Source organism: Aeromonas sp. 11P (assembly GCF_051920165.1).
Classification (GTDB): domain Bacteria; phylum Pseudomonadota; class Gammaproteobacteria; order Enterobacterales; family Aeromonadaceae; genus Aeromonas; species Aeromonas veronii.
This window is the reverse complement of record NZ_JBQBDJ010000004.1, coordinates 3,440,001-3,464,974: the sequence shown is the minus strand read 5'-3', so window position 1 is coordinate 3,464,974 and position 24,974 is coordinate 3,440,001. Positions and strand designations below refer to the sequence as shown.

General features: G+C 58.8%; 18 protein-coding genes, 6 tRNA genes, 2 rRNA genes and 1 pseudogene (1 of these 27 only partly in view). 16 read left to right on the top strand and 11 right to left on the bottom strand.

Annotated features, from left to right (window positions below):
• Nucleotides 1-82: 82 nt before the first annotated feature.
• Nucleotides 83-1,255, top strand: coding sequence for a cystathionine gamma-synthase (gene metB / locus ACTG1P_RS16035; RefSeq protein ID WP_139494965.1), 1,173 nt, complete (start codon nt 83-85; stop codon nt 1,253-1,255).
• Nucleotides 1,255-3,711: a bifunctional aspartate kinase/homoserine dehydrogenase II gene (locus tag ACTG1P_RS16030; RefSeq protein WP_440001691.1), complete on the top strand. Its 2,457-nt coding sequence runs from the start codon at nt 1,255-1,257 to the stop codon at nt 3,709-3,711. The genes metB and ACTG1P_RS16030 overlap by 1 nt, the downstream gene beginning before the upstream one ends.
• Nucleotides 3,712-3,802: 91 nt before the next feature.
• On the opposite strand, the gene ACTG1P_RS16025 is transcribed toward ACTG1P_RS16030, so the two are convergent.
• Nucleotides 3,803-5,068, bottom strand: coding sequence for an inorganic phosphate transporter (locus tag ACTG1P_RS16025; protein ID WP_005343043.1), 1,266 nt, complete (start codon nt 5,066-5,068; stop codon nt 3,803-3,805).
• A gap of 25 nt (nt 5,069-5,093) precedes the next feature.
• A complete protein-coding gene (locus ACTG1P_RS16020) occupies nt 5,094-5,774 on the bottom strand; it encodes a TIGR00153 family protein (RefSeq protein WP_005340244.1) in 681 nt (226 codons plus the stop codon).
• Nucleotides 5,775-5,943: 169 nt separating this feature from the next.
• Here ACTG1P_RS16020 and ACTG1P_RS16015 point away from each other — a divergent pair, with 169 nt between their 5' ends.
• Nucleotides 5,944-6,912, top strand: coding sequence for a CYTH domain-containing protein (locus ACTG1P_RS16015; protein WP_440001690.1), 969 nt, complete (start codon nt 5,944-5,946; stop codon nt 6,910-6,912).
• Nucleotides 6,913-6,968: 56 nt separating this feature from the next.
• Here ACTG1P_RS16015 and dapA read toward each other — a convergent pair whose 3' ends face one another.
• Nucleotides 6,969-7,841 carry a 4-hydroxy-tetrahydrodipicolinate synthase gene (dapA, locus tag ACTG1P_RS16010; RefSeq protein WP_440001689.1) on the bottom strand — a complete coding sequence of 291 codons (873 nt, stop codon included), beginning with the start codon at nt 7,839-7,841 and terminating at the stop codon, nt 6,969-6,971.
• Nucleotides 7,842-8,121: 280 nt separating this feature from the next.
• On the opposite strand from dapA, the gene rsmC reads away from it, so the two are divergent.
• The 9 genes from rsmC to ACTG1P_RS15965 all read left to right on the top strand — a co-directional run bounded on the left by rsmC (nt 8,122) and on the right by ACTG1P_RS15965 (nt 13,123).
• A complete protein-coding gene (gene rsmC, locus ACTG1P_RS16005; protein ID WP_440001688.1) occupies nt 8,122-9,150 on the top strand; it encodes a 16S rRNA (guanine(1207)-N(2))-methyltransferase RsmC in 1,029 nt (342 codons plus the stop codon).
• Between the two features lie 151 nt (nt 9,151-9,301).
• Nucleotides 9,302-10,519, top strand: a complete 1,218-nt coding sequence (gene glgC, locus ACTG1P_RS16000) for a glucose-1-phosphate adenylyltransferase (RefSeq protein WP_440001687.1) — start codon at nt 9,302-9,304, stop codon at nt 10,517-10,519.
• The gene (glgA, locus tag ACTG1P_RS15995) at nt 10,509-11,969 is read left to right on the top strand and encodes a glycogen synthase GlgA (RefSeq protein WP_440001686.1); all 1,461 of its coding nucleotides are present in this window, start codon (nt 10,509-10,511) and stop codon (nt 11,967-11,969) included. The genes glgC and glgA overlap by 11 nt, the downstream gene beginning before the upstream one ends.
• Before the next feature lie 128 nt (nt 11,970-12,097).
• A tRNA-Leu gene (locus tag ACTG1P_RS15990) sits at nt 12,098-12,183 on the top strand.
• A 53-nt stretch (nt 12,184-12,236) separates the two neighbouring features.
• Nucleotides 12,237-12,322 (top strand) — tRNA-Leu (locus ACTG1P_RS15985).
• Nucleotides 12,323-12,366: 44 nt separating this feature from the next.
• Nucleotides 12,367-12,452, top strand: a tRNA-Leu gene (locus ACTG1P_RS15980).
• Between the two features lie 46 nt (nt 12,453-12,498).
• Nucleotides 12,499-12,584 (top strand) — tRNA-Leu (locus tag ACTG1P_RS15975).
• A 71-nt stretch (nt 12,585-12,655) separates the two neighbouring features.
• A tRNA-Leu gene (locus tag ACTG1P_RS15970) sits at nt 12,656-12,741 on the top strand.
• 109 nt (nt 12,742-12,850) lie between these two features.
• A complete protein-coding gene (locus ACTG1P_RS15965; protein ID WP_005343036.1) occupies nt 12,851-13,123 on the top strand; it encodes a late competence development ComFB family protein in 273 nt (90 codons plus the stop codon).
• Here ACTG1P_RS15965 and ACTG1P_RS15960 read toward each other — a convergent pair.
• Nucleotides 13,118-13,327, bottom strand: a complete 210-nt coding sequence (locus tag ACTG1P_RS15960) for a hypothetical protein (protein WP_005343034.1) — start codon at nt 13,325-13,327, stop codon at nt 13,118-13,120. The genes ACTG1P_RS15965 and ACTG1P_RS15960 overlap by 6 nt on opposite strands.
• Nucleotides 13,328-13,628: 301 nt before the next feature.
• Here ACTG1P_RS15960 and nhaC point away from each other — a divergent pair, with 301 nt between their 5' ends.
• On the top strand, nt 13,629-15,038 hold the full coding sequence (gene nhaC, locus ACTG1P_RS15955; RefSeq protein ID WP_440001685.1) for a Na+/H+ antiporter NhaC: 1,410 nt from the start codon (nt 13,629-13,631) through the stop codon (nt 15,036-15,038).
• A gap of 138 nt (nt 15,039-15,176) precedes the next feature.
• Here nhaC and erpA read toward each other — a convergent pair whose 3' ends face one another.
• From erpA to clcA, 3 genes and pseudogenes are all read right to left on the bottom strand, one after another.
• The gene (gene erpA / locus ACTG1P_RS15950) at nt 15,177-15,527 is read right to left on the bottom strand and encodes an iron-sulfur cluster insertion protein ErpA (RefSeq protein ID WP_005340225.1); all 351 of its coding nucleotides are present in this window, start codon (nt 15,525-15,527) and stop codon (nt 15,177-15,179) included.
• Nucleotides 15,528-15,614: 87 nt separating this feature from the next.
• Entirely contained in the window at nt 15,615-16,310 is a 696-nt protein-coding gene (locus tag ACTG1P_RS15945) for a DUF6776 family protein (protein WP_005343032.1), read from the bottom strand.
• Nucleotides 16,311-16,401: 91 nt separating this feature from the next.
• Nucleotides 16,402-17,785: pseudogene (gene clcA / locus ACTG1P_RS15940) on the bottom strand (H(+)/Cl(-) exchange transporter ClcA).
• A 244-nt stretch (nt 17,786-18,029) separates the two neighbouring features.
• On the opposite strand from clcA, the gene hemL reads away from it, so the two are divergent.
• Both hemL and ACTG1P_RS15930 read left to right on the top strand, forming a co-directional pair.
• Nucleotides 18,030-19,316, top strand: coding sequence for a glutamate-1-semialdehyde 2,1-aminomutase (hemL, locus tag ACTG1P_RS15935; RefSeq protein ID WP_440001684.1), 1,287 nt, complete (start codon nt 18,030-18,032; stop codon nt 19,314-19,316).
• A 216-nt stretch (nt 19,317-19,532) separates the two neighbouring features.
• Nucleotides 19,533-20,348 (top strand): hypothetical protein, encoded by an 816-nt coding sequence (locus ACTG1P_RS15930; protein ID WP_440001683.1) that lies wholly within the window; start codon nt 19,533-19,535, stop codon nt 20,346-20,348.
• Here ACTG1P_RS15930 and ACTG1P_RS15925 read toward each other — a convergent pair.
• A complete protein-coding gene (locus tag ACTG1P_RS15925) occupies nt 20,263-21,165 on the bottom strand; it encodes a TSUP family transporter (RefSeq protein ID WP_440001682.1) in 903 nt (300 codons plus the stop codon). The genes ACTG1P_RS15930 and ACTG1P_RS15925 overlap by 86 nt on opposite strands.
• Before the next feature lie 296 nt (nt 21,166-21,461).
• A complete protein-coding gene (locus tag ACTG1P_RS15920; protein ID WP_005340211.1) occupies nt 21,462-22,211 on the bottom strand; it encodes a DsbA family protein in 750 nt (249 codons plus the stop codon).
• Nucleotides 22,212-22,408: 197 nt separating this feature from the next.
• On the opposite strand from ACTG1P_RS15920, the gene ACTG1P_RS15915 reads away from it, so the two are divergent.
• Nucleotides 22,409-22,496: transfer RNA gene (locus ACTG1P_RS15915), tRNA-Ser, on the top strand.
• Between the two features lie 618 nt (nt 22,497-23,114).
• On the opposite strand, the gene rrf is transcribed toward ACTG1P_RS15915, so the two are convergent.
• Nucleotides 23,115-23,229 (bottom strand): 5S ribosomal RNA (gene rrf / locus ACTG1P_RS15910).
• A 78-nt stretch (nt 23,230-23,307) separates the two neighbouring features.
• A 23S ribosomal RNA gene (locus ACTG1P_RS15905) occupies nt 23,308-24,974 on the bottom strand; it runs 1,223 nt beyond the window's last position.

Sequence of the window (24,974 nt, the reverse complement as noted above, 5' to 3'; positions counted from 1 at the left end):
GTGGTTGTCCATGAGCCCGCAATGGCGGGATGGCGCGTGGCAGCAAGATGCCAGCGTGTGAAGAGACATCAAGGAGAGTGATATGACCCACAAGGCCACCCTGGCGGTTCGCACCGGGATTGAGACAGACCAGCAGCACGGTGCCGTGGTGCCCCCCATCTACCTCTCCAGCAACTACACCTTTGCCGACTTTGGCGAGCCCCGTCAATACGATTATGCCCGCTCCGGCAATCCGACCCGCACCAATCTGGCGGACGCGCTGGCGGCGCTGGAAGGGGGCGCAGGCGCCGTGGTTACCGGCACCGGCATGGGGGCCGTCCATCTGGTCACCACAGCACTGCTCAAGGCGGGGGATCTGCTGCTCGCCCCCCACGACTGCTACGGCGGCACCTGGCGTCTGTTTGAGTATCTGGCGGCCAAGGGCCACTACCGGGTGCAGTTTGTCGATCAGGGTGACGAGGCCGCACTGGCCGCCGCACTGGCGCAAAAGCCTGCGCTGGTATGGGTCGAGACCCCCTCCAACCCGCTGCTGCGGGTGGTGGATATCAGCGCCATTGCCAGCGCCGCCCACGAGGTGGGTGCACAGGTGGTGGTGGACAACACCTTCCTCTCCCCCCTGCTGCAACAGCCGCTCGCACTTGGTGCCGACGTGGTGGTGCACTCCACCACCAAGTACATCAACGGTCACTCCGACGTGGTGGGCGGAGTGGCGATTGCCAAGGAGGCAGCACTGGCCGAGTCGCTGGTGTGGTGGGCCAACTGTCTGGGGCTCACCTCCGGGGCGTTCGACTCCTACCTCACCCTGCGCGGCCTGCGCACTCTGGCGCCCAGATTGCGCACCCATCAGGAGAACACCGACCGCATCCTCGCCTTCCTGCAACAGCAGCCGCTGGTGAAACGCATCTATCACCCCAGCCTGTCGAGCCATCCGGGCCACGATATTGCGCGCCGTCAACAGTCCGGCTTCGGCGCCATGCTAAGTTTTGAACTCGATTGCAGCGAGGCGGGCATTCGCGCCTTCCTCGCGGCCCTCACCCTCTTCTCGGTGGCCGAGTCCCTCGGCGGGGTGGAGAGTCTGGTGGCCCATCCGGCCAGCATGACCCACAGGGCCATGACCCCGGCGGCGCAGCAGGCAGCAGGCATCAGCGCCCAGCTGCTGCGGTTGTCGGTCGGTATTGAACACGGTGAAGACCTGGTGGCCGATCTGGCTCAGGCTTTTGAACAGGCGCAGCAGGCAGAACAGGTAGCGAAGTAATGGAACAGCAGCAACAAGGAGAGATCGCGGTGGCAGCAGAAGCAGGATTGAAGCGACGTCACGTCCACAAATTTGGTGGCAGCAGTCTGGCGGATCCGGTCTGTTATCGCCGGGTCGCCAGTATCGTTGAACAACAGGTGGGCGGGGATGAACTGATCGTGGTCTCTGCCGCCGGCAAGACCACCAACCGGCTGATCCAGCTGGTGGAGCTGGCCGAAGCGGGGGACGAAGCCGCCGGTGAAGCCATCTCTGCCCTGCAGGCCTATCAGCAGAGCCTGATCGACGGCCTGCTGGAGGGTGAACTGCAGCTCGATCTGAGCAAGCAGCTGGCCGACGACATGCAGCTGATCGCCAAAACGCTGGAAGGACAGTTTGACCGCTTCGCCCGCAACGGACTGCTCGCCTTTGGCGAAGTGTGGTCGGCGCGCCTGCTGGCAGCCCTGCTCACCAGCCGCGGCGACAAGGCTATCTGGCTCGACGCCCGCAGTTTCCTGCGCGCCGAGGATGGCGCTCTGGTCAAGGTGGATACCGCCCTCTCCAGCGAACTGCTCAAGGCGCGACTGGCGGAGCATGCCGGTTGCATCGTGGTAACCGGCTTTATCGCCGCCGACATGGAGGGACGCTCCCTGCTGCTCGGTCGCAATGGATCCGACTACAGCGCCAGCCTGTTGGCGCTGCTGGCGGACGGCGAATCCACCACCATCTGGAGCGACGTGGCCGGGGTATACAGCGCCGACCCGCGTCGGGTGAAAGAAGCGCGTCTGCTGGAACGCCTGAGCCTCGCGGAAGCCAACGAGCTGGCCCGCCTTGGCTCTTCGGTATTGCACTCGCGCACCCTGCAACCGGTGGCCGACAGCCGCCAACGCCTCACCCTGCGCTGCAGCTACAACCCGGACGAGGGCTGCACCCACATCCTGCGCCGCGCCCCCCGCTCCGGTGGCGCCCGCATCGTCTCCTCGGTGGATCAGATCGCCCTCATCGAGCTGAAGGTGCTGCCGCAGACCAACTATGAGCAGACGGTGGCCACCATCGAGGCCCATCTGGCCCGTCACCGCCTCAACCCGCTCACCCTGCAGCGCCAGCCGGATCGCCGGATCCTGCGCCTCGCCTACACCCTCGAGGTGGCACAAGGCGCCTTCGAGCTGCTGCGCGACTTCCAGCTGCAAGGGAGCTTCACCAGCCTCATCCAGAAAGAGGGGTTCAGTCTGGTGGCGCTGGTCGGCGCCGGTGTCACCGACAACGCGGAGCAGTGTCACCGCTTCTATCAGCTGCTGGCAGATCAACCGCTGGAGTTCGTACAGGTGGCCCGAGATGGCCTGAGTCTGGTGGCCGTGCTGCGTCAGGTAGTGCTGGAGCCGCTGCTCATCGCCCTGCACAGCGCCCTCTTCAGCCGCCCGACCCGGGTCGGACTGGTGGTGTTCGGCAAGGGCAATATCGGCGGCCACTGGCTGAGCCTCTACGCCCGTGAAAAGGCACGGCTCGAACATGAGCTCAATCTGGCGCTCACCCTCTACGGAGTGTTCAGCTCGGAAGGGGGCCTGCTGGATGAAGAGGGGCTCAACCTCCTCAAGGTACAGGACAACTTCGCCCCCAAACCGCTGATCTGGCCGGAGCTGCTCTCCCAGCTTGAGCAGCATGGCTTCGATGCGCTGATTGCACTGGACATGACCGCCAGCGAGACGGTGAGCCGCTACTACCCGGACTTTGCCCAGCTCGGCATTCACATCATCGCCGCCAACAAGTTTGCCGGTGCCGCCGACAGCGAGTTCTACCAGCGCATCAAGCAGACCTGTCGCGACCATCAGGTGCAGTGGCGCTACAACGCCACCGTGGGCGCCGGGCTGCCAATCCAGTCCAGCATCCAGATGCTGCGCCAGAGCGGCGACCGCATTCAGGGGGTCTCCGGCATCTTCTCCGGCACCCTCTCCTGGCTGTTCCAGCAGTATGACGGCACCCGCCCCTTCTCCGAGTTGGTGGACGAGGCGTGGCAGCACGGCCTGACCGAACCGGATCCCCGCGAAGATCTCTCTGGTCAGGATGTGCGACGCAAGCTGCTTATTCTGGCGCGGGAGGCGGGCTTCGAGCTCGACTCCGCCGATATCGAGCTGGAGAATCTGGTACCCGTCACGCTGCGCAAGGTGACCGCCGATCAGTTCATGGATCGCCTGAAAGAGCTGGATGGCCCGATCCAGACCGCCTTCGAAGGGGCCAAGCGCCTCGGCAAGGTACTGCGCTACGTGGCCCGCTTCGAGCATGACGGCAAGGCGCGGGTCGGACTGGAGGCGCTGGAGCCCCACCACCCGTTTGCGAACCTGTTGCCGTGCGACAACATCTTCGCCATCGAGAGCGACAGCTACCGCACCAACCCGTTGGTGATCCAGGGGCCGGGGGCGGGTCGGGAAGTGACCGCCGCCGCTATCCAGTACGATCTGTGGCAGATCTGCGCCAGCCTCTAAGGCTGATATGCAAAGGGAGCTGCACCTCAGCTCCCGCGACAATAAAAAGCCCGAGTCGATGACTCGGGCTTTTTGCTGAATGCAGCTTCGATTAGGAGAAGCAGGCCTGCAGCACGTAGAAGATCGCGATAGCCAGGATGGCACCGGCAGGCAGAGTGATGATCCAGGAGACCACGATGTTGCGCAGTACCCCCAGGTTCAGCGCCGCAATGCCGCGCGCCAGACCGACCCCCATCACAGCACCGACCAGGGTCTGGGTGGTGGAGATGGGCAGACCGGTACCGGAGGCAATCACCACTGTCGCGGCGGTCGCCAGCTGGGCGGCGAAGCCACGGCTCGGGGTCAGGTGAGTGATGCCGGTACCGACCGTCGCCATCACCTTCTCGCCCATGGTCGCCAGACCGATCACAATACCGATACCGCCCAGCGGCAGGATCCACCAGGCAATGGCAGCCTGACTGGAAATCTCGCCACCGGAAGCCACGATAGAGGCCACCGCAGAGAGCGGGCCAATGGCGTTGGCAACGTCGTTGGAACCGTGGGCAAAGGCCATGGCACAGGCAGTGATCACCATCAGGATGCCGAACACCTTCTCCACGTTGGCGAAGTGCATCTTGCTGTCATCCTGCGGGTTGTACTTCTGACCGCGAATGTAGATCCAGCCGGCAAACGCCACTGCGATGGAGATGGCGATGGAGAGCAGAATGCCCTCGCCATCGCTCAGGTGCAGACCGACGTGGGTCAGCCCCTTCTTGATGGTCACCAGACAGATCACCAGCGCAGTCAGGAACATGTAGAACGGCACATAGCGCTTGGCGTTGTTCAGGGGATCATCGGTGTTGAAGATAAGCTTCTGCACGCTGATGAACATGAAGTAGGCGATGACACCTGAGATAGCCGGGGTGATGACCCAGGAGCCGACGATGCCGCCAAACTTGCTCCACTGCACCGCTTCCGGGCCAATGCTCACCACGGCGAAACCGACGATGGCGCCAATGATGGAGTGAGTGGTGGAGACTGGCCAGCCGAAGTAGGAGGCGAGGATCAACCAGGCTCCTGCCGCCAGCAGGGAGGCGATCATGCCGAGCACCAACAGATCCGGGCTATCGACAAACGCATTGCTGTCGATGATGCCGTTACGGATGGTGGCCGTCACTTCGCCACCGGCCAGATAGGCACCGGCAAATTCGAAGATCATGGCAATGATGATCGCCTGACGGATGGTCAGGGATTTGGTGCCGACCGATGTCCCCATGGCGTTGGCCACGTCATTCGCGCCAATGCCCCAAGCCATCAAAAAGCCGAACAAGGCCGCCACGAGCACCAGAGTGGTGCCGTAATTCGCGATAATGTCCATTAGTAGTGTTTACCCAGTCAGTCGATTACGAACGAGCCAGCATCAGTTCCAGACGGGCGCCTACGCGCTCGGCCTGATCTGCCAGGTCACCTACCCATTCGAGGATCTTGTAAAGGAACATCACATCGATCGGATTGTAATTGTGCTCAACAGCTTGCAGCTGTTGGCGCAGTCCGATCTGCATGGTGTCTGTATCGTCCTCGATCAGATCCAGCTGATGGATCATCTCGGCAACCATTTCCACTTCCCGTCCTTTGAAGCCGGTTTCGAGCAGCTCGTCGAGCTCCCCGATCGCTTTCTCGGCCTGAGCGGTCGCATCAATACAACGTTTGAGGTAAGCCATGAAATCCGTCCGCATTTCGGCGGGGAACTCCATGCGACGACCAAGCATGCGGCCGGAGATATCCTTGGCACGGTTGGCAATCTTGTCTTGCTGGGTCAACAGCTCCAGCAGGTCGGTACGTGCAACCGGCAGGAACAGGCCGCGAGGCAGTTTCAGACGGATTTCACGCTTGAGGGTATCTGCCTCTTTTTCCAGTTGGGCGATCTGCTGCCGGATCTTCTCGGCATCTTCCCAACGGTCTTCGGCAACGGCGTCAAAGAAGGGAACCAACTGCTGGGAGCACTGGTGAACCTTGACGATATGCTTCTGCAGCGGCTTGATGGGGGACTTGGCAAAAAGCCCCAAAATAGTATTTACTGGCATGGCCAAACCTGTGTCGGTGAAAAAACACTCGATACGATTTTATGAGGCGCGCATGTTAACCGAACTGCGCCCTCAATTAAACCGCGAATTAATCTAGTCGTTTCGCGGGCATTATATCCCCGCGACCCGATTCCTGCCCCCCAAAGTTGCCTGCCAGCCCGGAATGAGTATGCAAACTGAGATCGAGATAAAGTTTTTTGTCGCCCGCGACATTGCGGCAGATTTATCCAACCTGTTGAATTCTTTTGATATTAAAGAATCATCACAACAGCAGCTCGGCAACGTCTATTTCGACACGCCGACCCTCGACCTGCGTCGCCTGGACATGGGGTTGCGCATTCGCCGCTGCGATGCCTACGCCGAACAGACCATCAAATGCCGCGGCCTGGCGGTGGGTGGCCTGCATGCCAGACCCGAATACAATGCGCCTATTGGTGGCGATCTGCCGACATTGAGCTCCTTTCCCGCAGAAATCTGGCCCGATGTGACAGAACGTGACCGCATCCAGCAGCAGCTGGTCGCACAATTCAGTACCGACTTCCTGCGCCGCCACTGGCTCATCACATTAGAGGGTGCCGAGATCGAGCTGGCCTGGGATCAGGGGGAGATAGTCGGCAGTCAGGGGCGCACAGCGATCAACGAGCTGGAACTGGAGCTCAAGTCGGGCGATACCAAGGCGCTGTTTGCACTGGCGCAGCGCCTCGCCCGGCTGGGTGGCGTGCGTCTGGGGGCGCAATCCAAGGCACAGCGCGGTTATCGACTCGCCGGGCTCGGCAAGCCGCTGGCCCTGCAATCTCTGGCCACCAGCGAAGCCATGGATGTGGCAACCGCCATCGCCGCTGGCCTGAGTCACTGGCAGCATCACGAGCAGCTCTGGCTGGAAAATCCGCAGAATGAAACCATTCGACAGCAAGCATTCGCCGCCCTGTGTGAAGGGATTGCGCTGATTGAACGTCGGGCGGCCGAGCTGACGCAGCCGACCCCTTGGGGTTCAGAGCTGGCAAGCCTGCTGGCACATCTGCAAGCCGCGCCGATCTCTGATCGCCAGTGGCCCGCCGAGCTGGGCAACCTCTTCCTCTCAGCGGATTATGTCGCACTGCAGCTGGCTATCGCCGACTGGCTGCACAGCACACGCTGAGCGGCCCATCTGATACAGAAAACAAAACGGGTGAGCCTTGGCTCACCCGTTTTGCATTACAGCAGGTTGAGCTGCTGCATGGCGCTGCGAATGCGCTCGCGAGTCGCTTCCGACAGTGGCATCACCGGCAGGCGGCACTCCTCGCTGCAGAAACCGAGCAGGGAAGCGGCATATTTGGCACCAGCGGGGCTTGGCTCGGCAAACATCGCCTGATGGAGCGGAATGAGCTTGTCTTGCAGCTCACGCGCTTCTTGCCACTTGCCAGCCAGCGTGAGGTTCTGCACCTCGGCCACCAGCTTGGGCGCCACGTTGGCGGTCACCGAGATACAGCCCTGACCGCCGCCGATGTTGTAGGCCACGGCAGTGGCATCCTCACCGGAGAGCCAGGCGAAGGGCTTTTTGATCAGCTGGCGCTCGGTCCAGGGGCGGGCCAGATCGCCAGTCGCGTCTTTCACCCCGGCAATGCGCGGCAGCTCGGCCAGACGGGCCAGGGTCGCCGGTTGCACGTCAACGATTGCACGCGGCGGAATGTTGTAGACGATGATGGGTTTGGTAGTTGCGTCGTGCACTGCCTTGAAGTGGTGGTAGAGCCCCTCCTGATTGGGGCGGTTGTAGTAACCGGCCACATGCAGGGTGGCATCTGCACCGACCCGCTCGGCATACTGGGTATATTCGATCGCCTCGACCGGATTGTTGGAACCCGCTCCGGCAATCACCGGAATGCGACCAGCGACCTGTTTGACCACCAGCTCCACCACCCGGCAGTGCTCGTCGTGGGTCAGGGTCGGGCTCTCACCCGTGGTACCGACCGGCACAATGCCGTGAGTACCCTGCTCGATATGCCACTCCACCAGACGCAGCAGCGCCTCTTCATCCAGCTTTCCCTGTCGAAACGGGGTAATCAACGCAACGATTGAACCTTGAAACATGGGATCTCCTTCTCCGGTTTGACGCTCATATGGCAATAAAAAACCCCGGTTCGATGTGCGCAACCGGGGTTTGAATCTTCTCAGGGATGAGAGGTTACGCGCGAACGTCAGCAGGCCCGAATTTCAGGCTTTTTTTGTGCTTTCGTTTCAACCCGTTGAACCGCATTTCGTCATCTCTGGTCAAAAAATGGTGTCTAGGCATATTTCGGGAACACGGCATAAATGTCAAGGCGAAAGGGGCTATGTATAATGGCCGCCCAAAATTGCGTGGAGAGACCCGATGAGCAGCCCTATCAGTGCCGTCAGCCAGATGCTGGAACGAAACCAAGTCCTCTTTGTCGGCAAGCGGCTACTTGTCTGCGGCGCGCTGGAGGATGACTACCCCCGCCAGCTGGCCACTCTGGCCCAAACCCTGACCGTCTTTACCACCGATTACTGCTACTACCGCAGCCAGCAGGCCGCCCTCGGCGAGGCTATCCTGTTCGACCACCAGCTCGGTGGCGCCCCCCGCTTCGATGCCCTGTTGCTGCTGATGCCCAAGGCCAAGGCCGAGGCACAATATCTGCTGGCCATGATGACCCCCTTGCTGGAAGCGGGTGCAGATCTGTTCCTCGCCGGTGAAAACCGCGGCGGCATCAATGGCGCCGACAAGCTGCTGGCCCCCTATGGCGAAAAACCGATCAAGCGCGATTCGGCCCGCCGCTGCTCCCTCTATCACGGTGAGCTGAGCCAACCGGTCGCCCCGTTCGATCTGGATAGCTGGTTTGGCCGCTATCAGTGCAAGGCCGGTGATACCGAACTGACCGTGCTGGCGCTGCCCGGCGTCTTCAGCGCCGCCGAGCTGGATCTCGGCACCCAGATGCTGCTGGCTGCAGTGCCACCGATGACGGGCGAATTGCTCGATTTCGGCTGCGGCGCCGGGGTGATTGGGTCCGTACTGGCCAAGCGCAATCCGGATCTGCGGGTCAACATGGTGGATATCAGCGCACTGGCACTCGAATCGAGCCGCCGCACCCTGGCGATCAACGGTCTGCAGGGCAAGGTCACCGCTTCCGATGTCTACTCGGATGTCTCCACCCGTTTCCAGCACATCGTCTCCAACCCGCCATTCCATGCGGGTCTCAAAACCTTCTATGCGGCAACCGAGCAGTTCCTGGCCAAGGCGCCGGAATTTTTGCTGCCAAATGGTTCGCTGACCATTGTTGCCAACGCCTTCTTGCGCTACCAGCCTATACTGGAGACACACTTCAAACGGACTGAAGTGATCAGCAGTGATGCCAAATTCAAGGTCTATCTGAGCAAAGTGTAATTAAGTGTAAGCAGTACAAGAAAACAGCTAGAGAGCCCCATACGGGATCTGGTAAGGTACTAAGAGCACGATAAAAACCACCCCTTTAGGGGTGTTTTTATGCCGAGCCTTGAAAGCCTTTTCATGTTGTTCATTCAGGGAGAGAAATACGATGGCAGGCATATTGACCATGATCCTGGCTGGTGGCGAAGGTACTCGCCTGCAGCCTCTGACCACTACCCGCAGCAAGCCTTCCGTCCCCTTTGGTGGCAGCTACCGGCTAATCGACTTTGTCCTCAACAATTTCGTCAACGCCGACTTTCTGCGCATCTATGTACTGACCCAATTCAAATCACAGTCCCTCTACTTGCACATGAAGAAGGGGTGGAATATCGTCGGCATCACCGACCGCTTTATCGATCCCATCCCGGCCCAGATGCGGATGGGCAAGCGCTGGTATGACGGCACCGCCGACGCCATCTACCAGAACCTCGGCTTTATCGAGCGGGCCGAACCGGATCATGTCTGCATCTTCGGCTCCGACCACATCTACAAGATGGATGTGAGCCAGATGGTGAGCTTCCATAAGCAGAAAAATGCCGCCATGACAGTGGCAGCCCTGCGCATGCCGATTGCAGAAGCCAGCTCGTTCGGGGTGATCGAGGTGGATGCCGAAGGGCGGATGATCGGCTTTCAGGAGAAACCGAAACAGCCCAAACACATTCCCGGCGATCCCACCCAGGCCCTGGTCTCCATGGGCAACTACATCTTCGAGACCGAGGCGCTCTGCCGCGAGCTGAAGCGGGATGCCGCAGAGGAGAACTCCAGCCATGACTTTGGCAAAGATGTGATCCCCAGCCTCTACCCAAGGGCGCCGGTCTATGTCTACGACTACAGCACCAACGTGATCCCGGGCGAAAAACCCAACGTCTACTGGCGGGATGTGGGCACCCTCGACTCTTATTGGCAAGCGCACATGGACCTGGTGGCCGACAATCCCCCCTTCTCCCTCTATAACCGCAAGTGGCCCCTGCACACCCACTATCCAGCGCTGCCGCCTGCTACCTTCATCGACAGCGACGAGTGCAAGGTGAAGATCGCCAACTCGCTGATCTCCGCAGGTTGCTTCATTCAGGGCAGCCAGATCCAGCGATCCATCCTTGGTTTCCGCTGCAATATCGGCGCGTGCAGCCATATCAGTGAATCCGTGCTGCTGGGGGATGTGAAGATTGGTGAAGGCTGCTCCATCCGGCGCGCCATCATTGATAAAAATGTTGAAATTGCGCCCGGCACCGTTATCGGTGAAAATCTCGACCACGATAGAGAGCGATTTACCGTATCCGAAGGCGGTATCGTGGTGGTACCTAAGGGAGCAAGAGTTGGCTATTAACCCACTGAAAATCCTGTTTGTTGCCTCGGAAGTTGAGGGGCTGGTAAAGACCGGGGGCCTGGCCGATGTCGCCAGAGCCCTGCCGATGTACCTGGCCCAGAAGGGACATGATGTCAGGATCATGCTGCCCTTCTACAAGACGATAAAGCGACGGGATGAGGCCAGACTGGTGGCGTCACGCTGGTTGCCAACCCACCCCGGGCTGCCGGATATCGGTTATCGCATCTACCAGATGGAGCTGGATGGCGTCTGCGTCTATCTGCTCGACTGCCCGCAATATTTCGATCGTCCCCAGCTCTACGCCGAGAACAATCAGGCCTATCCGGATAATGGCGAGCGCTTTGCCTTCTTCTCGGCCGCGACCCTCCATGCCTGCGAGCAGCTCGGCTTTGCCCCGGATATCGCCCACTGCAATGACTGGCACACCGGTCTGCTGCCACTGCTGCTGAAAACCCGTCACGCCCACAATCCCTTCTTCCAGCAGACCCGCAGCGTGATCAGCATTCACAACGCGGCGTTTCAGGGGGTGTTTGGCCGCGAGCAGTTCTGGGCCATGCCCGAGATCGCCGACTACGAACGCCGTATCAACTACGACTACGGCCACGTCAATCTGCTCAAGTGCGGGGTGCTCTACGCCGACAAGATCAATGCGGTCAGCCCCAACTATGCCCAGGAGCTGCTGACTCACCTCGGCGCCCACGGCATGGCGCATATCTTCCAGCAACGGGCGGCGGATCTCTGCGGCATCCTCAACGGTTGCGACTACAAGGACTGGGATCCTGAGTTCGACGAATTCCTGCCTGCGACCTACAGCATCGACAACATGGCTGGCAAACAGATCTGCAAAGAGAGCCTGCAGCAGGAGGCGGGGCTGGCCGTGGCGGACTTGCCCATCTACGGCATGGTTTGCCGCCTGACCGAGCAGAAGGGCGTTCCCCTGCTGCTCCCTGCGCTGGAGAAATTCCTCCACCATCAAGTACAAGTGGTGATCGTCGGCTCTGGCGATCCTGCGCTCGCCACGCAACTGCAAACCATGGCCCGGGATTATCCGGGCAAGCTCGCCTTCATCAACACCTATGACGATCGGCTGGCTCATCTGGTCGAAGCCGGTGCCGACTTCTTCCTGATGCCCTCGCTGTTCGAGCCTTGCGGCCTCAACCAGATGTACAGTCTCGCCTATGGTACCCTGCCACTGGTGCGCGCCGTGGGTGGTCTGAAAGATACCGTGGTAGATTGGGATGCCGATCCCGAGCATGCCACCGGCTTCTGTTTTAACGATCCGACTGCCGCCATCCTGCTCGATACCATGCGCCGCAGCCTACTCTATTTCCTGCAGGACAAAGAGCGTTTTGCCAAGGTGCAGCGCAATGCCATGAGCACCCGCTTCAACTGGCCTGACTCAGTCACCCAGTATGAACGGATGTATCAGAACGCATTGGGCCGTTACTGAATGCCAGACGTCAGCTAATTGCTGAAGTTTTGTACCCTTGGCGCCACTTTGGGCGTCAACAGCGAAAAAAGTCCCCTTTGGCTGTTGACGCTCCCCCAAAACTCTATAGAATCCCCCTCCGCAGTGATGCGAAGGTGGCGGAATTGGTAGACGCGCTAGCTTCAGGTGTTAGTGTCCCACGGATGTGAGGGTTCGAGTCCCTCTCTTCGCACCAATACTGCCATGCTGATTCAGCAGCATGTAAATCCAACTAGAAAACCCGAATGTGCGAAGGTGGCGGAATTGGTAGACGCGCTAGCTTCAGGTGTTAGTGCCCCCCGGGTGTGAGGGTTCGAGTCCCTCTCTTCGCACCATGCTTCTCCAGACAGCATGTAAATCAAAACTGGTAACACAATGTGCGAAGGTGGCGGAATTGGTAGACGCGCTAGCTTCAGGTGTTAGTGTCCCACGGATGTGAGGGTTCGAGTCCCTCTCTTCGCACCATGCTTTATCCAGACAGCATGTAAATCCAGACTGGAAACCCGAATGTGCGAAGGTGGCGGAATTGGTAGACGCGCTAGCTTCAGGTGTTAGTGCCCCCCGGGTGTGAGGGTTCGAGTCCCTCTCTTCGCACCATGATTCTGACATGTAAACACAGAGCAATGCGCTCCAACCGCATTTAAAAACCAGCTGGAGAAAATCAGTGTGCGAAGGTGGCGGAATTGGTAGACGCGCTAGCTTCAGGTGTTAGTGTCCCACGGATGTGAGGGTTCGAGTCCCTCTCTTCGCACCATTCATTACGCAAAAGGCCCATCACGAAAGTGATGGGCCTTTTGTTTTTACTCCTTGTTATGGCTATGCTTTTTACGACTCTCCGCTCATCGTCATGCCAAGGAACGCATATGATACTGGATACCGACATTCACAACTTTTACGAACATCTGGTGCTCAAGGAGATTGAGAAACAGGGGCTGCAGCAGAAGCTCAACAGCGATCAGATGGCCGACCTCTGCTGCCTCACCCTCAACCAGCTCCCCGCCCACTATATTCGCCACAATGTCGACATGATCTACTTCCTGACCGACGCCAAGCGCACCGAAATGGAGAAACTGGTGGTCGAATCGCTCAAGGTGGCACAGCAGAAGATCAAGCAGGCTCCCGTCAAAAGCTCATAACCAGGGCTGCTGCCAGAGCAGGGTAACGATACCGGTCAACCCGGCCACTGGCAGCAAGATCAAGGCGGGGCGCAATCCGGGCTCCAGCATCACCCAGGCAGCCAGCAGAAAACCTACACTCCAGGTGCCGTACTCTTTATCCTGACCCCATGCGAGTACAGCCACCGCCACCAGCAACATCATACCCCGCAATATCCAGCGCATTGTTTTCTCCCCAATCAACAATTGATAATAATTATCATCTGCATCTGTTGGGGATGCAAGTGGCGTCACAGGAAAGCTTCGTATGTGACCCTTTGTGTCAACAGGCCGCTCAAAAACGGGTTATGAGATCAACTAATTTGTGATTTCTTCAATCAAATGTGCATTTTTGCCAATTTGATGGGGCTTTAACCCGTCAGGTTTGTGGTAGATTGCGGCCTCTTTTTGGGTTGCCTCCTCGGGATCGATGTATCCACAGGACGAGAGGGAGTGACCTTGGCGAGCAAGAGTTTAGGAAGTATCTATGCAAAACCAACAAAACCACATCCGACTACCGGGCATGGCACAGGTGTTTGTCTGTCTGGCCATTTTCCTGGCCCTGGCATTCTCGTTCACCAGCGTGCTCGATCTGCCGATCCAGCTGGCGCTGTTCATCGCCTGGTTCGTCATCATGGGACTTGGCATCAAACTCGGCCACGATTACAAATCCCTGGAGCAGGCAGCCGTTGACGGCGTTGCCAAGGGGATGGGGGCCATCCTGATCCTTGTCTCCGTCGGTGCTCTGGTCGGCACCTGGATTGCCGGCGGCATCGTCCCCAGCATCATCTACTTCGGCCTCAAGGTGATCCATCCGTCCATCTTCCTGCTGGCAACCCTGATCATCTGCTCCCTGACCTCGCTGGCCACCGGCACCTCCTGGGGCTCTGCCGCCACCGCCGGTATCGCCATGATGGGGATCGGCCACAGCCTCGGCGTGCCTGCGCCGCTGGTAGCCGGTGCCGTACTCTCCGGCGTCTACTTCGGTGACAAGCTCTCTCCGCTCTCCGACTCAGTAGTGCTGGCTTCGACCATGTCCAACGTCGACGTGGTGGAGCATATCAAGGGGATGCTGCCCATCAGCCTGCTCTCCTATGTCATCACCGCCGTGCTGTTCACCGTGGTGGGCATGCAGTATTCGGGCAATGTCAGCCTGGAGCAGGTCAATCTGGTGATGGAGGCCCTCGACAACCAGTTCAACATCACCCCGCTGGCCATAGTGCCGGTGGTGCTGGTACTGGGCCTGTTGGCCAATCGCAAGCCAGCCTTCCCGGTGATCAGCTTCGGCGCCCTGCTGGGCCTGATCTGGGCCATCGCCTTCCAGGGCATGGATCCGGTCAAGGCAATGCACTCGGCTTATAGTCCGTTTGCCATCACCTCCGGCATCGATTTTATCGACAACATTCTCGGTCGCGGTGGCATGGAGTCCATGCTGGGCTCGGTCGCAGTCATCATCTTCGGTCTCGGGTTTGGCGGCCTGCTGGAGAAGGTCGGCATTCTGGAAGTGATCGCCAGCGCCTTCGAGAAGCGCATCAATAGCGTCGGCAGCCTGACCAGCCACACCATCGGTACCGCGTTTCTGGCCAACGTGTTTGGCTCAGCCATGTATGTGTCGCTGATCCTGACCCCCAAGATCATGGCCAAGAACTACGACCGACTGGGACTGGCACGCAAGAACCTCTCTCGCAACGCCGAGTTTGGCGGAACCCTCACCTGCGGCATGGTGCCCTGGAGCGACAACGGCATCTTCATGGCCGGAGTGCTGGGGGTGGCCACCCTCGACTACCTCCCCTACATGTGGCTGAGCTTCACCTGCATCATTGTGACCATCACCCTCGCCTACATGGGCAAGGCTGTGAACCGGATCCCGCTGGTCGCGGCGGCAAGCTCCCGCTAAGCCATTCTGCAAACAACAAAGGCGCCATCAAGGCGCCTTTGTTGTTTTAGAGAAATGCTGTTTGATGGAGCTAACTGATCACCACAAACAAAAACAGCCCTCGTTGCCGAGAGCCGTTTCATCAGACCGATATGCCGATCAGATGGAGAAGCTGGAGCCACAGCCACAGGTCGTGGTGGCATTAGGGTTGGTCACGGTGAAGCGTGAGCCTTCCAGACCCTCGGTGTAATCCACACTGCCGCCTACCAGATATTGCAGGCTCATGGGATCGATCACCATGGTGACGCCATTCTTCTCGACTACGGTGTCCCCGTCGTTGATCTTCTCATCAAAGGTAAAGCCATACTGGAAACCGGAGCAGCCCCCACCCGTGATGTATACCCGCAGCTTCAGCTCGGGATTCTCTTCCTCGGTGATCAGGTTCTTCACCTTGTTGGCTGCCGCATCCGTCATCTGGATGGGCAGCGGGGCTTCTGCTACTGCACTCATTACTGACCTCACAACCATTAGATCCACAAACATGGAAACCGCGAAATTATCCAATACCCGACCATTCAGTTCAAGTATTCACCACGTTTAACCGGCCGCGGGAACCGGAGCAGGCGGTGCGGCGACCAGCGGCTTGATCACCTCGCCCCACTCAACCAGCAGCTCTTGCGCCGGTTGCCTGCCGTCCTTGTTGATGGTGACACGGATCCGATCCGGCACAAAGCCTTCCGGCAACTGCCAATTCCCTTCCAGCAGCTGGAAATAACGCAGGGCATAGCGCCACTCGCTCACTTTCATCCCGAGATCGCGGCCGGTTAGCGTCTTCGGCTTGTCAGCCAGACTCCCCTCGACCCGGATCTGCACCTGACCACGAAACAGCTCCCGCTTTTTGGCGGGCTGGGTCAGGGCGAGACGGTAGTGGTAGCGACCGGGAATGCTGGTCTCCTGCAGGGTCAGGTTGTCGATCACCACCCCCACCTGTTCGCCGGTGGGGCGCATGATCCGTTCGAAAAAGGCCAGCTGGCGCTTGAGCTCCTGCACCTGCGCCTCCTGACTCTTCAGGGTGGTCTGCAACTGCTCGAAGGCCGCTTTCTGGGTCGCCAGCTGGGTATCTTTCACCCCCAATTCGGTCTTGAGCTGGCCGATGGCCTTGCCCTGACGATCCAGCGTCTCCTGCTGTACCACCAACAGACTGCTCTGGGCCAGCTCCTGACGGTTACCGACAAAGTAACCGATGAGCCCGCCAACGGCTAACACGACCAATAACTTCAATAGATTGGACATAGCCCCTCATCCCGTTATCACGCCATTTACGGCAGCGCCTCTCCCTTCACTATACCGCCCTGACCGGGGCCAAAGGCGATAAAGGGAAAAATTAACTGGCCGTGGCGCTGCCATCACCCCGCTTTTGACGCGCGGCGAGCCGTAAAGTTCGCTCCAGGATCTGGGAATAGATCGGTCGGCCACCCAGCCACTGGGCAACCAGAGTCGCACCGACCGTGGTGATCATCATCGGCAGGATCAGCTGATAGTTGTCGGTCATCTCGGTGACCAGCACGATACCGGTGATGGGAGCACGCACGGTGGCAGCAAACAGCGCCCCCATTCCGGCGATGGCAAAGGCGCCGGGCTCGATGCCAAGCTCCGGAAACGCCGCATGAAACAAATGGCCGAACACCACGCCAAACAGGGTGCCCAGCGCCAGGGTCGGCGCAAACACCCCTCCTGGGGCACCGGAGCAGAAGCAGATGAGGGTCGCGACCAGCCGCACCGAAAAGATGAGGAACAGGGTCGCCATCGCATACTCATCCCCCATCAGGTGGGGGATAAGCTCGGTGCCGCCCCCCGTCACCGCGGGGGCAAACAGCGACAGCACACCAAACGTCCCGGCGACCAGCATACCGATGGCCACGAAACGGTGGCGCTTGTTCTGATGCAGCGCCAGATAACCATCCTGACAAGCCAGCACCAGCTTGTTGAAGACAAAGCCCAACACCCCGAAGGCGACTCCCATCAAGAGGAACAACCAGAGCGCCTTGAGGGCTGGCGCATCGTAGTGCGGTGATCACCGCCCCCTGCCCTTTCATGTTCTGCAACATCAGGGTCGCTGTGATGGCGGAGATCCCCACCGCCTTGATGGCCAGAAAGGAGTAGCGGAATTGCGGTCGCATCTCCTCCATCACGAACAGGATGCCCGCCAGCGGCGCATTGAAGGCTGCTGCCAGACCGCCCGCCGCACCGGCGGCCAACAGGGCATGGCCATGCTCCTTGGGCAACCGGAAGATATCCGCCACCATCTTGCCGAGGTTGCCACCGATCTGTACCGAAGGCCCCTCCCGCCCCAGCACCATGCCGGAACTCAGGGTGCAGATGCCGCCGAAGAACTTGACCGGCAACACTCGCCACCACCGTACCGGGCGCAGATCGTCCATCGCCCCCTCGATCTCGGGAATGCCGGAACCACCCGCTTCCGGGGCAAAGGTATGAGTGAGGAAGTAGCCGACAAGTCCCAGCAAGGCGCTGAAGCTAAAGCCAAGCAGACCGAGCTGCCACCAGGGACGGCCAGCCAGCAAGGCGATGCGTTGTTCTGCCAGCCAGTGGACACCAGATTCGAACAGGCCGCACACCAGTCCGGCCAGGATGCCGACCAGCGCAGCCAGCAGCAGCACCAGCAAGGGCATCTTGTCTTGCCGGATAATGCGGGAAAACGGCCCCCGCGCAGAGGTATCGGGTTCAGAGGAGAGAGCTTGTTGCGCCATCTTGTTACACCAACTTGGAAAAACCATATCGTCAGCTAGCTGAGATCAGGATCACCCGGCGCGTCGCTCGGCTGCCCAGGGCTGGGGCTTTCTGCTATAGTCGGCCCGTTAAATTTTTGTCACGGGAGCAGACCGAGAGTCCGGGTGGCGAGAGCGCAAAGCATACTCCTGATGCTCCGGCCTGCCGAGTCTCAATCGGCTGCAATCCCTTGTGTGACGACCAAAATCCCATTAAGGATGATCCATGTCAAAATCAGATCAGCTGTTTGAACAGGCCCGCCAGACCATTCCGGGTGGCGTCAACTCACCGGTCCGCGCCTTCAATGGGGTCGGCGGCACGCCCCGCTTCATCGATCACGCCGATGGCGCCTATCTCTATGATGTGGATGGTCAGGCCTACGTGGATTACATCGGCTCCTGGGGCCCCATGCTGCTGGGTCACAACCACCCTGCCATCAAGGCCGCCGTCATCAAGGCCGTTGAGAAGGGGCTGAGCTACGGTGCGCCGACCGAGATCGAAGTGCTGATGGCCGAGAAAGTGCGCCAGATCGTCCCCTCCATGGAGCAGGTGCGGATGGTCAACTCCGGCACCGAAGCCACCATGAGCGCCATCCGTCTGGCCCGTGGCTACACTGGCCGCGACAAGATCGTCAAATTCGAGGGCTGCTACCACGGCCACGCCGACTCCCTGCTGGTCAAGGCCGGTTCCGGCGCCCTGACCCTGGGTCAACCGAACAGCCCGGGCATTCCGGCCGATTTCGCCAAGCACACCCTGACCTGCGTCTTCAACGATCTGGATTCGGTGCGTGAAGCCTTCACCCAGTACGGCAGCGAGATCGCCTGTATCATCGTCGAGCCGGTCGCAGGCAACATGAACTGCATCCCGCCGGTGCCGGGCTTCCTGGAAGGTCTGCGCGCCATCTGTGACGAGTTCGGCGCCCTGCTGATCCTGGACGAGGTGATGACCGGCTTCCGCGTCTCCCTGCGCGGCGCTCAGGGCCACTACAACATCGACCCGGATCTCACCACCCTTGGCAAGATCATCGGTGCCGGCATGCCGGTGGGCGCCTTCGGCGGCAAGAAGAAGGTGATGCAGCACATCGCCCCGACCGGCCCCGTCTATCAGGCGGGAACTCTCTCCGGCAACCCGGTAGCCATGGCGGCCGGTCTGACCATGCTGGATCTGCTGCTGGAGCCGGGCCTCTATGAGCAGCTGAGTGCCAAGACCGCTCGTGTGGCAGAAGGCCTGAAAACGGCCGCCGCCAAGCACGGCATCCCGCTCGCCATCAACTATGTGGGCGGCATGTTCGGCTTCTTTTTCACCGAAGAGAGCGAAATCACCCGCTACGAGCAGGTCACTCGCTGCGATATGGAACGCTTCAAGCGCTTCTATCATCTCATGCTGGAAGAGGGCGTCTATCTGGCGCCGAGCGCCTACGAGGCGGGCTTCCTGTCACTGGCTCACGGCGACAAGGAGATTGAACACACCCTGGCCGCCGCCGAGCGCAGCTTCGCCAAGCTGGCTGGCTAAATCGCCGCTGGTTGTCGCAAAGGGCCCGTCTGGGCCCTTTTCTATTACAGAGCCTCCATCACCACACAGGGCGGCAATACGCCCATTTCTGGTGCATTCCCCCCTCGTCATTCACCGATTTGTCATTCTCTGGTGCAACTTGCCCCGCAATCCCTGTCATAAAGCAGGCCCACTATTTGCACATTCACCACAAGAGCCCACGTCACCGAGGTCCATATGGCAGAGATGAGCCCCATCGATGTGCTGCGGCGCTATCAGGAGTATCAGGAGGAGTTGACCCCGCTACTGCAGGGGCTGCTCAGTGCCCCCCTTGCCTCGCTCAAGGGGTATCCCTTTGTGGTCAGCATTGACCACTATCAGGGGCCGATGTGCATCCAGCCTGCGGCACCGGCGGCCCATAACCGGCTACACCTTATCGTGCAGGGGCAAGGACGGGAGATCACCGTCTGTCTGAATCAGCTGATTGGCTGGTTGATGGGAGACAGGGAGCGCCGCCGCGCCATGCCCTGGTTCAAGGCGGTCTATGTGGTGCTCAGCATGGCGCTGTTTCTCATCGTCGCGACGCTCATCTGGCACGGGCTGGAGCAGCTCTACCAGCTATTGTGCGGCGAGCAGCAGAACCAGCTCGGCGCCTTTAGCGCCATCATCTTCCTGACGCTGGCACTGGCGGTGTTCGATCTGGGCAAGACCATTCTGGAAGAGGAGGTACTGCTGCATAAGGATATCTTCCGCCACAGCGCCATTCGCCGTACCATCACCCGCTTTATCGCCGCCATTCTGATCGCGGTCTCCATCGAGGGGCTGTTGCTGCTGTTCAAAGGATCGCTCGGCCAGAGTGAGCTACTCTGGCCAGCGGTAGGGGTGATGGGGTGTGCGGTGGGATTGTTACTGGCGCTGGGCCTCTATGTCTTTCTGGGAGCCAAGGCCGAGGCTGCACTGGTACAAGCTAGCCTGCGCGCTCCACCGCCAGTTGCACAGGGGAGCGACGCGCCGCCCGCCAAGAAGCGTACATGGTCCAGGAGGTATAGATGACGATAAAGGCAACCAGCCACTTCAGCATCTCCATATCCATGGATTTGACCAGCATGGCTGCCAGCACCACACCGATGGGACCGAAGATGGCTACCGCCAGCACCGCCTTGGCATCGAACGCCCCTTTGCGGATAAAAGTGCCTGCGGAGAAGACGCTAAGCACGGCGGTGGAGCCCATCATGATCGGAAACGCCGCCAGCGGATTCATACCCAGCAGATAGACCAGCGTCATGCAGGGGGCAAACAGGCCGATACCGACATTCATCAGCACCCCGAAGATGAAGTTGCCGAGCAGGGCGATCGCCAGCTTGTAGCCGCTGAGCCCCATCGCATCGCCGCCTACAGGGAAAAGACCCAGCAGACCGGCAAAGATAAGCCCTGCGACGACCAGTAAGGAAATGGCCATCACCAACCGGATGGTCTGCCGATCAAACGAGGCCACATGGCGAGCGCCCCAAGCTGCACCCGCTGCGGCGGCCATCATCATGCTGATCAGCGTCAGCGGCTCCACCGCTACTGCACCGATAAAGATCAGCGACTGAGTCACGGTCGGCAGCACGCACTGCCCATTGAGGGTACCCGGCAGTACCCGATCATCGATCAGCTTGAACTGCTTGTAGCAGGCGGTCTTTACCGCAAAGCTGCCCACCCCCAGGGTATCGAGGAAGTTGGCAACCCCACCGATCAACGCCACCGGCCAGAAGGGCGTCGCCTCAAAGGATCCACTCTGCTTCTTCCGCCAGCAGGCTTGCACCAGCATAAAGATGAATACGAGGCCTCCGGCTATAAAAATCAGCCGTAAAATATCAACTAACATAGGGGTTTCTCCTGCAACGGGCGGCGATTCTAAGGCAAGCGGCAGAAAAAATCTTGACCGGAATTAAGCAATGCTCACGACACGCCTCTGCAAGGCGAAATATTTATCAATAGACTCCGAACGACTCTGCTAATACTTGTTACTGAGGCCAACAGGCCGGGTCCTGAGCACGTTGTTATGGTCCTTTCGCGACGACCACTTGTGCCAAAGGACATAATAAAAAAGAGGGCCGGTAGTGATACCGACCCTCTTTCTGTATCTGGCCGGGGCGCAGGGGCCTCGACCATGACAACCGCTTATTGAATGCTCTTGCCGGCACGCACGTCCTTGATAAACCCCTTCAGGCTGGCCAGATCACGGGGGGCACCGCGCAGGATCTGATCACCGATGATGAAGGCCGGGGTACCGGAGATACCGAGCGCTTCAGCCAGCGCACGGTTGGTACCGAGGTTCTGGTCAATGCTGCCATCCTTGATCTTGGCCTCCACCTTGCTCCAGTCTACACCGGCCGCCACAGCCAACTGCTTGACCTGTGCTTCATCAGCGAGCGGGCCCTGATGGCTATAGAGCTTCTCGTGGAACGCCTGGTACTTGTCAGGCTGACCCAGCTGGACCGCCAGCGCAGCACGGGCGGCGAAGTAGGAGGACTCGCTCAGAATGGGGAACTGCTTGTAGATGTAACGGATATCTTTATCTTCCGCCATCAGCTGCTTGACCAGCGGATGGGCCCGCTTGCAGTAACCGCAGTTGTAATCGAAAAACTCCACAATGGTCAGAGATGCCTTCGGATTCCCCATCTCGGGATCCTGATTGGCATAAAGCTGCTTGGAGTGAGCCTTGATCAGTGCCTTGTCACTCTCGGCCTGCTGGCTCTCCTGCTTGGCACGCAGGGCATTGGACATCTCGACCAGGATCTCGGGATTCTTGACCAGATAGTCGCGAACGATTTGCTCGACATCGCTTTTGGTCAGCTCGCTTGCATGTACTGGCGTCGCCAGCAGGGTCACGCCAGCCAGCGCGCAAAACAGGGCATTTTTAATAGTCATAACGTTATCTTGCAGAGGATATGATAGAGGCCACTATAGTGGTTGAGTCTGTTTTCAAGTCAAGCTATCTGGCCAAAAAAGCGCTTGATGCGCCCTGATTGCCACTTTTTCATGTCATTTCGCGCAATTAACCAGCAATCAAACCGGACAGGGATTTACAAGCCGGATCAGCATGGTAATATTCGCCGCACTGCTGCGGAGGGGTGGCAGAGCGGCTGAATGCACCGGTCTTGAAAACCGGCGATGGGCGACCATCCGTGGGTTCAAATCCCACCTCCTCCGCCATTCATACCGAGCCCATGCAACCATGTTGTGTGGGCTTTTTATTTGCCTGCGATTTGTCATTCCTCATAGCTCTCAACACATTAGCCTTCTCCAACACCTGTCTTGACCTTCTCACCTGCGGGCTAAATAGCTGCCACAAGATCACCTACCAACATCGAACCTCTGCGTTCCTGCGCGCATCCCTTCCCAATTCCTTATTGCCCCAAACAACAACGACCAACGCAGCGACCACAGCTCCAGCATGTTGGTACCGCCAACAACCCCTCTTCTGAATAAAGTCAGGGCAGGTTAACACAGTCATAGAAAAGCAGGGACGATGGGGTTACGGCTTAAAAAGAGGGAACGGCTAACTCAGGAAGCATAGACCCCAAGCAAGAGATCATGACGTATAAACGATCATGGGATTCACGGGTTATGACGGCACCAGAGCTACCATACGGAGCCTTTACATGAAGAAAGAGTAATAGCGTAACATCAGGCTATTCGTTGAACCGAAAAACAATAGCGAGTAGCAATAAAAACAGCAGAAAGGGATAAGTCAGGTCGAATATCAGACGATTTGCTGGATTGCAGCCAATAAAAAACCCCGCTCGATGAGCGGGGTTTCTTGTATTGGGTGCCTGGCAGTGTCCTACTCTCGCATGGCGAATGCCACACTACCATCGGCGCTACCGCGTTTCACTTCTGAGTTCGGCATGGGATCAGGTGGTTCCACGGCGCTATGGCCGCCAGGCAAATTCTTCAATCTGTGAAAGCTGATGTAAGTAGTTTCGTATTCGTTACAAGGCTCGAAACACTTCTTGGGTGTTGTATGGTTAAGCCTCACGGGTAATTAGTATGGGTTAGCTCAACACATCACTGCGCTTACACACCCCACCTATCAACGTTGTGGTCTCCAACGGCCCTTTAGGACCCTCAAGGGGTCAGGGATGACTCATCTCAGGGCTCGCTTCCCGCTTAGATGCTTTCAGCGGTTATCGATTCCGAACTTAGCTACCGGGCAGTGCCACTGGCGTGACAACCCGAACACCAGAGGTTCGTTCACTCCGGTCCTCTCGTACTAGGAGCAACTCCCTTCAATCATCCAACGCCCACGGCAGATAGGGACCGAACTGTCTCACGACGTTCTGAACCCAGCTCGCGTACCACTTTAAATGGCGAACAGCCATACCCTTGGGACCGACTTCAGCCCCAGGATGTGATGAGCCGACATCGAGGTGCCAAACACCGCCGTCGATATGAACTCTTGGGCGGTATCAGCCTGTTATCCCCGGAGTACCTTTTATCCGTTGAGCGATGGCCCTTCCATTCAGAACCACCGGATCACTATGACCTACTTTCGTACCTGCTCGACCTGTCCGTCTCGCAGTTAAGCTGGCTTATGCCATTGCACTAACCTCCTGATGTCCGACCAGGATTAGCCAACCTTCGTGCTCCTCCGTTACTCTTTGGGAGGAGACCGCCCCAGTCAAACTACCCACCAGGCACTGTCCGCGAGCCCGATTCAGGGCCCTGCGTTAGAACATCAAACATACAAGGGTGGTATTTCAAGGACGGCTCCAGCGCAACTGGCGTCACGCCTTCAAAGCCTCCCACCTATCCTACACATGTAGGTTCAATGTTCAGTGCCAAGCTGTAGTAAAGGTTCACGGGGTCTTTCCGTCTAGCCGCGGGTACACCGCATCTTCACGGCGAATTCGATTTCACTGAGTCTCGGGTGGAGACAGCATGGCCATGGTTACACCATTCGTGCAGGTCGGAACTTACCCGACAAGGAATTTCGCTACCTTAGGACCGTTATAGTTACGGCCGCCGTTTACCGGGGCTTCGATCAAGAGCTTCGCTTGCGCTAACCCCATCAATTAACCTTCCGGCACCGGGCAGGTGTCACACCCTATACGTCCACTTTCGTGTTTGCAGAGTGCTGTGTTTTTGATAAACAGTCCCAGCCATCTGGTCACTGCGACTCCCAACTGCTCCATCCGCAAGGGACTTCACTGTCAAGAGCGAACCTTCTCCCGAAGTTACGGTTCTATTTTGCCTAGTTCCTTCACCCGAGTTCTCTCAAGCGCCTTGGTATTCTCTACCCGACCACCTGTGTCGGTTTGGGGTACGATGACTTGTAATCTGAAGCTTAGAGGCTTTTCCTGGAAGCAGGGCATCAATGGCTTCCACACCGTAGTGTGTTCGTCTCGTGTCTCAGTGTTGTGTCTGCGGATTTGCCTACAAACACCACCTACGCACTTTCACCAGGACAACCGTCGCCTGGCCCACCTAGCCTTCTCCGTCCCCCCATCGCAATTACAAGTCGTGCAGGAATATTAACCTGCTTCCCATCGACTACGCCTTTCGGCCTCGCCTTAGGGGTCGACTCACCCTGCCCCGATTAACGTTGGACAGGAACCCTTGGTCTTCCGGCGAGGAGGCTTTTCACCCCCTTTATCGTTACTTACGTCAGCATTCGCACTTCTGATATCT

What these genes read in the sequence shown, in the direction of transcription:
- nhaC (WP_440001685.1), top strand. Translation starts at nt 13,629, where the DNA reads ATGCAAAACCAACAAAACCACATCCGACTACCGGGCATGGCACAGGTG.
- ACTG1P_RS15920 (WP_005340211.1), bottom strand. Translation starts at nt 22,211, where the DNA reads ATGACTATTAAAAATGCCCTGTTTTGCGCGCTGGCTGGCGTGACCCTG.
- dapA (WP_440001689.1), bottom strand. Translation starts at nt 7,841, where the DNA reads ATGTTTCAAGGTTCAATCGTTGCGTTGATTACCCCGTTTCGACAGGGA.
- rsmC (WP_440001688.1), top strand. Translation starts at nt 8,122, where the DNA reads ATGAGCAGCCCTATCAGTGCCGTCAGCCAGATGCTGGAACGAAACCAA.
- ACTG1P_RS16015 (WP_440001690.1), top strand. Translation starts at nt 5,944, where the DNA reads ATGCAAACTGAGATCGAGATAAAGTTTTTTGTCGCCCGCGACATTGCG.
- erpA (WP_005340225.1), bottom strand. Translation starts at nt 15,527, where the DNA reads ATGAGTGCAGTAGCAGAAGCCCCGCTGCCCATCCAGATGACGGATGCG.
- ACTG1P_RS16020 (WP_005340244.1), bottom strand. Translation starts at nt 5,774, where the DNA reads ATGCCAGTAAATACTATTTTGGGGCTTTTTGCCAAGTCCCCCATCAAG.
- ACTG1P_RS15925 (WP_440001682.1), bottom strand. Translation starts at nt 21,165, where the DNA reads ATGTTAGTTGATATTTTACGGCTGATTTTTATAGCCGGAGGCCTCGTA.
- ACTG1P_RS16025 (WP_005343043.1), bottom strand. Translation starts at nt 5,068, where the DNA reads ATGGACATTATCGCGAATTACGGCACCACTCTGGTGCTCGTGGCGGCC.
- ACTG1P_RS15965 (WP_005343036.1), top strand. Translation starts at nt 12,851, where the DNA reads ATGATACTGGATACCGACATTCACAACTTTTACGAACATCTGGTGCTC.
- ACTG1P_RS15930 (WP_440001683.1), top strand. Translation starts at nt 19,533, where the DNA reads ATGGCAGAGATGAGCCCCATCGATGTGCTGCGGCGCTATCAGGAGTAT.
- ACTG1P_RS15960 (WP_005343034.1), bottom strand. Translation starts at nt 13,327, where the DNA reads ATGCGCTGGATATTGCGGGGTATGATGTTGCTGGTGGCGGTGGCTGTA.
- ACTG1P_RS15945 (WP_005343032.1), bottom strand. Translation starts at nt 16,310, where the DNA reads ATGTCCAATCTATTGAAGTTATTGGTCGTGTTAGCCGTTGGCGGGCTC.
- metB (WP_139494965.1), top strand. Translation starts at nt 83, where the DNA reads ATGACCCACAAGGCCACCCTGGCGGTTCGCACCGGGATTGAGACAGAC.
- ACTG1P_RS16030 (WP_440001691.1), top strand. Translation starts at nt 1,255, where the DNA reads ATGGAACAGCAGCAACAAGGAGAGATCGCGGTGGCAGCAGAAGCAGGA.
- glgC (WP_440001687.1), top strand. Translation starts at nt 9,302, where the DNA reads ATGGCAGGCATATTGACCATGATCCTGGCTGGTGGCGAAGGTACTCGC.
- hemL (WP_440001684.1), top strand. Translation starts at nt 18,030, where the DNA reads ATGTCAAAATCAGATCAGCTGTTTGAACAGGCCCGCCAGACCATTCCG.